Raw genomic sequence first — 6,171 nt, forward strand, 5'->3', positions numbered from 1 at the left:
CCACGGGCGCGCGGTGCGTCCTACAGGTCGATTTTGGGCCTGGAAAATCTACTCTATAGTTTGGTTGGTCTGCTGGCTTTGGTCAGCAGGCGAGGGTTTCGCAGCCCACTGATCAATACAGAGACTTTGCACCGTCAAATGTAAATTCAGGCACACTCGCCTGCGTTCGTTTTATGGCGGTTGCGCGTGGGAGACCTTCGGGTCTGCCGGGTTTGGTCTCTTCCTTGGTCTGCGAACCCGCGCGCAACTGCCACCCATTTGTTTCGCAGCAAAAAGGTGGCAATTAATTTTCCTAACTTAATAGAGCCAAACCTTATGACCACGCATCAGACGCCTACCCGCTTTACCCCGCTCACCCCGATCGCCACCACCCAACCCATCCTGTTCATCGACAGCACCGCGCCACTGACCGAGCTTCACGCCTGCGCCAGCGAACGCCTGCATGCCACGCTTGATTACCTGACACTCATGGCCTGCACCACCCTGCGCGATTCGGCTGCCGGCGATCTCAATACCCTCACTAATGTCGCCCGGATTCTGGTTCAGGATGTGGCCGATGTGTTCGGTGTCATCGAACAGCGCGGCCTGGAAGAGCACTGAAACCTGCCTGCAGGAGATCCCCTGTGGGAGCGAGCTTGCTCGCGATGGCGTTGGGTCTGTAGCGGAAATGTTGGCTGACTCGGCGCCATCAGGATCGGTGTGTATATCCGTTTTTTTGTAACGGCTACTGAGGCCAGCCATTCAAATATCCTCAACGCACATGCTCATCCACTGTCCGCTTGCCAAGCCCTAGATGATGACAGGAGGTCATGTGCATATTCTTCTGAGCAGAGTAGGATTAAATCCTATCGTCTCAAGGGGTCCGTCATGCGTAGCACTCAACAATTCAGCATCACCCTGCCCAACCAAATGGCCGACCTAGTGAAAGCCAAGGTGGCCGCTGGCGAGTACGCGACAGAAAGTGAAGTCATTCGCGATGGCCTGCGCGCGCTACTGGCTCGTGATCGTGCTTTGGAAAACTGGCTTATAGGCCAGGTAGCTCCTGCTTACGATGCCTTGAAAGCTGATCCGTCGCGTGCACTAAGCGCTGATGATGTGCGCTCCCGATTGGCGGCGGAGCACCAGAACCTCACTGCTGAATCCTGATGGTCTATACCGTCAAGTTTGCACCGGAAGCCCTTGAGCAATTAGCTGCGCTCTATCGCTACATTGCCGCAGCGGCTTCGCCGAAAATTGCCCATAGGTATACCGACGCTATTGCGACCTACTGTGAAGACCTACGGACATTCCCGCACCGAGGGGACCAGAGGGACGATATACGGCCGGGGTTGCGTATAACAAACTACCGCAAACGGACTGTGATCGCCTTTGTCGTTGAACCCGAACAGGTTTTCATCCTGGGCGTGTTTTACGGCGGACAGGACTTCAAGGTCGCTTTGCAGACCGAGCAGGAAGATTGACGCAAGCAGCTCACCAGGAAGCCTGCTTATCCAATATCCTCATCGACTGACACCTCGCCTTCGCGAGCAGGCTCGCTCCCACAGGGGCAACGCGAACCTCATCCAGAACCAGGTCGGCTACCAGGCCGCCTCGCGGTGGACGTTGATCTCGGGCGCCCCGTTAACCACGATGGCCGAACGCAGGTATTGTGGAGTGGCCCACGGAGCAATGCCGGAGTGAGGGCATGCCGAGCCGAGGCGAGGCGAGGCACCGAGTGGTGGGGCAAAAGCGCTTTGGTTACTTTCGCGCTTTTCGAAAGTGACCCGCTGTAAGAGCGGAACCATAAGCAGCCATCACCAAAAAACGGATATACACACAAAACCACGACACCCCAAGCATAAAAAAACCCGCATCACTGCGGGTTTTTCAACAACGCTAAACCATCAATTAACCTTAGCGTTCAACTCACCCTTCAAATACCGCTGGTACATGGCTTCCAAAGAGATCGGCTTGATCTTCGACGCATTACCCGCCGTACCAAACGCCTCATAACGCGCAATACACACATCACGCATCGCCGTCACCGTCGCACCGAAGAACTTACGCGGATCGAACTCGCTAGGATTGGTCGCCATCAGACGACGCATGGCACCGGTGGAAGCCAGGCGCAGGTCGGTGTCGATGTTGACCTTGCGTACGCCATACTTGATGCCTTCGACGATTTCCTCGACCGGCACGCCGTAGGTTTCCTTGATGTCGCCACCGTACTGGTTGATGATCGCCAGCCACTCCTGCGGTACCGAGGAAGAACCGTGCATCACCAGGTGGGTGTTGGGGATGCGCTTGTGGATTTCCTTGATGCGGTCGATCGCCAACACGTCGCCGGTAGGCGGCTTGGTGAACTTGTACGCGCCGTGGCTGGTGCCGATGGCGATCGCCAGGGCGTCGACCTGGGTTTTCTTGACGAAGTCGGCGGCTTCTTCCGGGTCGGTCAGCATCTGGCTGTGATCCAGCACGCCTTCGGCGCCGATGCCGTCTTCTTCACCGGCCATGCCGGTTTCCAGCGAGCCCAGGCAACCCAGCTCACCTTCCACCGAGACGCCGCAGGCGTGGGCCATGGCGACGGTTTGCTGGGTGACACGGACGTTGTATTCGTAGTCGGTCGGGGTCTTGCCGTCTTCGCCCAGGGAGCCGTCCATCATTACCGAGCTGAAGCCCAGTTGGATGGAGCGCTGGCAGACGTCAGGGCTGGTGCCGTGGTCCTGGTGCATGCACACCGGGATGTGCGGGAATTCTTCGATTGCCGCCAGGATCAGGTGACGCAGGAACGGCGCGCCGGCGTATTTGCGAGCGCCGGCCGAAGCCTGAACGATCACCGGGGAGTCAGTCTTGTCAGCGGCTTCCATGATGGCGCGCATCTGCTCAAGATTGTTGACGTTAAAGGCTGGGACGCCGTAGCCGAACTCGGCTGCGTGGTCCAGCATCTGACGCATGCTGATAAGTGCCATTAGTGTGTCTCTCCCGGTCGAGGGTCGTTAATCGTGCCAGCCTGCCGGAGCGGCGGCGGCTATTCAAGTCATTGCGGGTCGGGGCTGGCCCGAACCTGCGTGTTCCGTATCGCTAAACCCAAACACTGACGCGATCCCTGTGGGAGCGAGCTTGCTCGCGATGAGGGTGGCACATTCAACATCTCTGTTGCCTGATGGACCGCTATCGCGAGCAAGCTCGCTCCCACATTGGATCTGCTTCCCTGTTCAGATCTGTGTAAATCAGATGAATCCTGTCAATCGGCCTTGCAGCCCCGCCCAATCAGATCATTGGTGGCGACCCAATACGCCAGGCCTTCCTCACCCTTGATGTGGAACGCCAGCATGTCATCGCTATACAGCGAACCTTCCGCGCCGGGTTCGAGCTTGAGGCGATAAACCTTGTCAGCGCCGCCCAGCCGGACATCGACTTCCTTGCGCGCTGCATCGGCATAACGCCAGAGCACCTTGGCCTCGCTGTCACACGTCCAACTCGTCCAGCCCCCTGCAGCAGGCTCGGACGACTGCAAAAAACCCAGTTGCGAGCAACCGGCCAACAATGCCAACGCCACGACGGCGATAAAGCCTTTCATCCGTGTTCCTCGACGGGCGGCCCGTGCCGCTCGCCATGAGTTAAGAGTCTGACCCGTCAAGGGCAACCATGTTCCTTGACCGGCGCCTGCGTCTCGTATTTATCCAGGCCGTCCGGCCCGGAACGCTTGTTCAGTACCGGGTTGGTCTCGGCCTGCCAGTCAGCCTGATAACAGCCTTGCTCAGGCACTGGCGCCGGCGTATCCGGCGCGGTGGCTTGAGGGCTGCTCGAGCAAGCCACCAACAGCGTCGCGGCCATCAGCGCCATGAACGTCTTGACCATCGGAACACTCCTTTGCCTGGTCAACGAGGCCTCAGGCCTTGGCCCGGCTTTCCAGGACTTCCACGGCAGGCAGCACTTTGCCCTCGACGAATTCGAGGAACGCGCCACCACCGGTAGAAATGTAGGAGATCTGCTCGGCTACGCCATATTTATCGATGGCGGCCAGAGTGTCGCCACCGCCGGCGATGGAAAACGCAGCGCTTTCGGCGATCGCCTGGGCCAGCACCTTGGTGCCGTTGCCGAACTGGTCGAACTCGAACACACCAACCGGACCGTTCCACAGGATGGTCTGGGAGGATTTCAGCAGTTCGGCGAAGTTGGCCGCGGTTTGCGGACCGATGTCGAGGATCATGTCGTCCTCGGCCACGTCGTCGATCAGCTTGACGGTGGCGGTGGCACTTTCGGCGAATTCTTTGGCAACCACCACGTCCACCGGCAACGGCACGCTGACCTTGGCGGCGATTTCACGGGCCGTGTCCAGCAGATCCGGCTCGTACAGGGATTTGCCTACCGGGTGACCGGCGGCAGCGAGGAAGGTGTTGGCGATGCCGCCACCGACGATCAACTGGTTGCAGACCTGGCTCAGGCTGTTGAGCACGTCCAGCTTGGTCGAAACCTTGGAGCCGGCAACGATGGCGGCCATCGGCTGGGCCGGCGAGCCCAGGGCCTTGCCCAGCGCGTCCAGCTCGGCCGCCAGCAAAGGACCCGCGGCGGCGACTTTGGCGAACTTGGCCACGCCGTGGGTCGAGCCCTCGGCGCGGTGCGCGGTGCCGAAGGCGTCCATCACGAACACGTCGCACAGGGCGGCGTATTGCTGAGCCAACTCATCGGCGTTCTTTTTCTCGCCCTTGTTGAAGCGCACGTTTTCGAACAGCACGACATCGCCAGCCTTGACGTCGACGCCGCCCAGGTAATCGGCGACCAACGGCACATCGCGGCCCAGGGCCTTGCTCAGGTAATCCGCCACTGGCTTGAGGCTGTTCTCGGCCGAGAATTCGCCTTCGGTCGGACGGCCCAGGTGCGAGCAGACCATTACCGCCGCGCCTTTTTCCAAGGCCAGCTTGATGGTCGGCAGCGAGGCCAGGATGCGCGCGTCGCTGGTGACAACACCGTCCTTGACGGGGACGTTGAGGTCTTCGCGAATCAGTACGCGCTTACCTTGCAGATCGAGGTCGGACATCTTCAACACGGTCATGGGTCGCAATTCCTGGGTAACTGTTTAGAGAGCAGGTTTATTGGAAGCGGTTTGCAGGTAATGCTCGGCAACGTCCAGCATACGATTGGCAAAACCCCATTCGTTGTCGAACCAGGCCAGGATGTTCACAAGCCTGGGCCCGGAAACGCGGGTCTGGCTGGCATCGACGATGGCCGAATGTGGGTCATGGTTGAAATCACAGCTGGCGTGAGGCAACTCGGTGTAGGCCAGGAGGCCTTTGAGCGGGCCGCTGGTGGCGGCTTCGCGCAGGATCCGGTTGACCTCGGTGGCGTCGGTATCGCTCACGGTCTGCATCGTGATGTCGAGGCAGGACACGTTGACCGTCGGCACCCGCACGGCTTTGGCCTGAATTCGTCCGGCAAGTTCCGGCAACAGCCGTTCAATGCCGCGCGCCAGACCAGTGGACACCGGAATCACCGACTGGAAGGCCGAACGGGTGCGGCGCAAATCCTCGTGGTGATAGGCGTCAATCACCGGCTGGTCATTCATCGCCGAGTGGATGGTGGTGATCGACACGTACTCCAGGCCGATAGCCTGGTCCAGCAGGCGCAACAGCGGCACGCCGCAGTTGGTGGTGCAGGACGCGTTGGACACCAGCAGCTCTTCGCCGGTCAGGCAGTCCTGGTTCACACCGTAGACGATGGTGGCGTCGACGTCGGCCTCGCTGGCCATTGGCTGGGAGAACAGCACCCGTGGCGCGCCGGCGGCGATGAACCGCTGGCCATCGTCGCGGGTGTTATAGGCGCCGGAGCATTCAAGCACCAGATCGACGCCCAGGGACGCCCAATCGATGCCTTCGGGCGTGGCGCTGCGCAGGACCTTCACGCAGTCGCCATTAATGTGCAGACAATCGCCCTCGACCCGCACTTCGCCGGGAAACCGGCCGTGGGTGGAGTCAAAGCGCGTCAGATATTCGATGCTGGCCATGTCGGCCAGATCGTTGATGGCCACAATCTCGAACCCGGCCTTCGCCCCTCGCTCGAACAACGCACGCAAGACGCAACGACCAATGCGGCCGTAGCCGTTGAGTGCAACTTTGTAGGGACGCGGTTGGGGCATGGGGGTTCTCTGATCGGGTGAGCCTGTTAAGACTGCATTGCCTGAACCAGCGCTTT

The 6,171-nt window shown here is 60.0% G+C and carries 8 protein-coding genes; 3 read left to right on the forward strand and 5 right to left on the reverse strand.

Annotated features, from left to right (window positions below; translation table 11 throughout):
• The first annotated feature begins 315 nt into the window (after nt 1–315).
• From ACE04F_RS20455 to ACE04F_RS20465, 3 genes are all read left to right on the forward strand, one after another.
• Entirely contained in the window at nt 316–600 is a 285-nt protein-coding gene (locus ACE04F_RS20455) for a fructose-bisphosphate aldolase (RefSeq protein WP_486109504.1), read from the forward strand.
• A gap of 267 nt (nt 601–867) precedes the next feature.
• Nucleotides 868–1,146, forward strand: coding sequence for a ribbon-helix-helix domain-containing protein (locus ACE04F_RS20460; protein WP_434627468.1), 279 nt, complete (start codon nt 868–870; stop codon nt 1,144–1,146).
• Nucleotides 1,146–1,460, forward strand: a complete 315-nt coding sequence (locus ACE04F_RS20465) for a type II toxin-antitoxin system RelE/ParE family toxin (RefSeq protein ID WP_486109507.1) — start codon at nt 1,146–1,148, stop codon at nt 1,458–1,460. Before ACE04F_RS20460 ends, ACE04F_RS20465 begins: the two co-directional genes overlap by 1 nt.
• Before the next feature lie 423 nt (nt 1,461–1,883).
• On the opposite strand, the gene fba is transcribed toward ACE04F_RS20465, so the two are convergent.
• The 5 genes from fba to epd form a co-directional block, all read right to left on the reverse strand.
• Nucleotides 1,884–2,948 (reverse strand): class II fructose-bisphosphate aldolase, encoded by a 1,065-nt coding sequence (gene fba, locus ACE04F_RS20470; RefSeq protein ID WP_003177554.1) that lies wholly within the window; start codon nt 2,946–2,948, stop codon nt 1,884–1,886.
• A gap of 275 nt (nt 2,949–3,223) precedes the next feature.
• Nucleotides 3,224–3,559, reverse strand: coding sequence for an MliC family protein (locus ACE04F_RS20475; RefSeq protein ID WP_486109509.1), 336 nt, complete (start codon nt 3,557–3,559; stop codon nt 3,224–3,226).
• A 56-nt stretch (nt 3,560–3,615) separates the two neighbouring features.
• Nucleotides 3,616–3,840 (reverse strand): hypothetical protein, encoded by a 225-nt coding sequence (locus tag ACE04F_RS20480; RefSeq protein ID WP_486109510.1) that lies wholly within the window; start codon nt 3,838–3,840, stop codon nt 3,616–3,618.
• Between the two features lie 31 nt (nt 3,841–3,871).
• Nucleotides 3,872–5,035, reverse strand: a complete 1,164-nt coding sequence (locus tag ACE04F_RS20485; protein WP_198796856.1) for a phosphoglycerate kinase — start codon at nt 5,033–5,035, stop codon at nt 3,872–3,874.
• Between the two features lie 24 nt (nt 5,036–5,059).
• Nucleotides 5,060–6,115, reverse strand: a complete 1,056-nt coding sequence (epd, locus tag ACE04F_RS20490) for an erythrose-4-phosphate dehydrogenase (RefSeq protein WP_030137857.1) — start codon at nt 6,113–6,115, stop codon at nt 5,060–5,062.
• Nucleotides 6,116–6,171: the final 56 nt, after the last annotated feature.

Source organism: Pseudomonas sp. AGC41, assembly GCF_057334555.1.